This is a genomic window from Tunicatimonas sp., assembly GCF_049647865.1.
Taxonomy (GTDB): domain Bacteria; phylum Bacteroidota; class Bacteroidia; order Cytophagales; family Cyclobacteriaceae; genus Tunicatimonas.
The window spans coordinates 1-1,679 of sequence record NZ_JBARYM010000097.1 but is presented as its reverse complement, the minus strand read 5'-3'; the positions used below and the strand labels follow the sequence as shown (position 1 = coordinate 1,679).

2 protein-coding genes are annotated in these 1,679 nt (G+C 45.6%); one reads left to right on the top strand and one right to left on the bottom strand.

The genetic code is table 11. The features are described 5' to 3' along the window. Positions 1–467: potassium channel family protein (locus WBA23_RS03325; RefSeq protein WP_424580828.1), on the top strand; the 467-nt coding region annotated here is incomplete at its 5' end. Positions 468–500: 33 nt separating this feature from the next. On the opposite strand, the gene WBA23_RS03320 is transcribed toward WBA23_RS03325, so the two are convergent. Continuing rightward, positions 501–1,520 carry a zinc-binding alcohol dehydrogenase family protein gene (locus WBA23_RS03320; RefSeq protein WP_424580827.1) on the bottom strand — a complete coding sequence of 340 codons (1,020 nt, stop codon included), beginning with the start codon at positions 1,518–1,520 and terminating at the stop codon, positions 501–503. Between the last annotated feature and the right edge of the window lie 159 nt (positions 1,521–1,679).

Here is a 1,679-nt window from a genome sequence, read left to right as displayed (position 1 = left end):
CAGTGGTAACGATAGGAGAAGATTTCGAGGCCCTGTTACTAACTACCGTGGTGCTACAGGAACTTGGCGTTAAAAGAATAATTACTCGAGCCGCCAACGAACAGCAGCACACGATCTTAACTAAATTGGGAATAACCGAGATCCTTTCACCGGAGAAGAAAATCGGTGAATCAGTAGCCAAATCGCTGCTTCAGCCTAATATTCGCTCTTTTCTTTCGTTGTCAGAAGAGTACGAAATTATAGAAATAGAGGCTCCGGTTAAGCTAGCCGGCAAAACTTTAGTACAAATAGACCTACGCCGCAAATTCAACCTAAATCTGATTACGATCAAGCGTAGCGACAATCATGATCAACCTAAGTATTTTGTTGGAGTGCCTAGTTCAGACACTGAGATTGAAGAGGGCGACCTACTCTTCATTATGGGAACCCAGGAAGATGTTCAGCACTTTATTGAGAGCCACCAGTAGATACGATCCATAATTCAGGCCAACTTAGTGTACTCATAGCGACACCACCGCTTTGATCACTCCGGCTTCAGGTTTCAACCAGCCATCAAACTTATCTACCATTTCTTCAAAAGAACTGCGGTGGGTAATCCAGCGATCAATGTTAATGCTTCCTTCTTCCATCATGCGGATAATCTGCTTAAAATCCACCGGTAGCGCATTCCGACTGGCCATCAGCGTCAGTTCTTTCTTGTGGAAGTACGGGTCGTGAAAGGTAAAGTCACCCTGAAACAGTCCGATGAAAACAATCCGCCCCGCCGGAGCTGCGTAGTCTAGGGCCTTTGCCATAGAATGCTTATTTCCGGTAGCATCCAAAACCACCGTAGGCAAATCACCGTCAAACTGTTCCCGCAACTTATCTATAGTATCATCTCGGCTGGCAAGCACAGTTCCGTGAATACTGATAGTTTCTTGAGCAAAGTTGAGACGTTCTTGGTTGATGTCCATCACTACAGTTTTTGCTCCCCGGGCTGTAGCAAAGATTACGGTCGCCAATCCGATTGGCCCCGCTCCTACCACTAATACCAAATCGTCGGACTGAATATTCGCCCGGTTCACCGCGTGACAGCCAATGCCTAAGGGTTCAACTACGGCTAACTGTTCGTAGCTCAGCTTAGCCGATCGGTGTAAGTACTTAGCCGGTAACTTAAAGTGCTCCCGCATGCCGCCGTCTTCGTGCACCCCCAGCACCGAAATGTTTTCGCCACAGTTGGTAAAGCCCCGGCGTACCGCCTGATCTTGGGTTTTGTTTAGATAGGGTTCTACCGAACATTTGTCGCCCACCGCTACATCAAGTACTTGCGCACCTACTTTAAGCACCTCTACTCCCAGTTCGTGTCCTAGTATTCTAGGGTACGTAAAAAAGGGCTGATTACCCCGGTAGGCGTGAAAATCGGTACCACAAATACCAATGCGCTGAACTTTTACTAAAGCTTCATCAACTGACAAACTTTCATCTATCGTAGTATCCGTATAATTAAACTTCCCCGGCTCTTCTAGTACCAATGTCTTCATAGTATTCTGCTAGTTTTTTGAGTTTAAAACCTGCCCCAGACTGATTATCTCGGACATTACCCAAATCGCTCGGCGCAAGATATTTACTAGAATTTACGCAACAAATATTATTTTTAACTAGAATGTCTTTTAAGTGTGATTCTATCTAACTAATGGGAA

Bases quoted from the DNA above. Each gene is read 5' to 3' on its own strand.
- WBA23_RS03320 (WP_424580827.1), bottom strand. From the start codon at position 1,520: ATGAAGACATTGGTACTAGAAGAGCCGGGGAAGTTTAATTATACGGAT.